1 protein-coding gene is annotated in these 676 nt (G+C 41.1%); it reads left to right on the top strand.

The genetic code is table 11. The annotated features are described in order from the left end of the window. A partial coding sequence (locus K5G00_RS29500; RefSeq protein WP_238770238.1) for a hypothetical protein occupies positions 1-676 on the top strand: 676 nt, incomplete at both ends.

Here is a 676-nt window from a genome sequence, read left to right as displayed (position 1 = left end):
AAACGGTTTACTCTACTGAAAGTATTGAAATTTGCCAGGGAAGCGAATACCTCGGTTGGACAGAAACAGGTACATATCAACGTACTCTTACTGCTGCCAACGGAGCCGACAGTATTGTTACTACCGAATTAACTGTAAATCCGACATATGAAATCACCGAAGAAATTACTATCCAAAAAGGTGAAAGCTATCTTGAGTGGACCGAAGAGGGTGAATATGTTAGAATTTTAACTTCTTCCACAGGTTGCGACAGCACTGTTACTACCATACTCATCGTTCAAGAAATTTACTCTCCTTTCTCTGAGTATTTATTTGAAGAAAACTCAGGAACCTCTGTTTTCGACTCAAAGGGAAAAAATGATGGTACAATCATAAACAGTGAGATCAGGCGTGAAGGTATAATTGGTGGTGGACTGGAATTGAATGGTACAAACTATGTTAATCTGGGACAGTGCTTTGCTGAAAATATTGAAGACCAGCTGACACTTAGCGCATGGGTAAAACCCGACGCTGCCGCTCCGGGATACCAAGGTGTTATTATGCACGGCGGACCAAATGATGATACATATGCAATGTACATTAACTCTGCATACAAACGTATCGCATTCAAAACAACCGGTACCACTTCTGCTGCATGGTTCTTTGTTGATAATATTGACATCTGGGATGGCGAATG

Origin of the sequence: Maribellus maritimus, from assembly GCF_022267315.1 — a bacterium.
In the GTDB taxonomy this organism is placed as follows: domain Bacteria; phylum Bacteroidota; class Bacteroidia; order Bacteroidales; family Prolixibacteraceae; genus Draconibacterium; species Draconibacterium maritimum.
The sequence above is the reverse complement of the archived record's forward strand: the minus strand, read 5'-3'. Positions and strand labels throughout refer to the sequence as shown.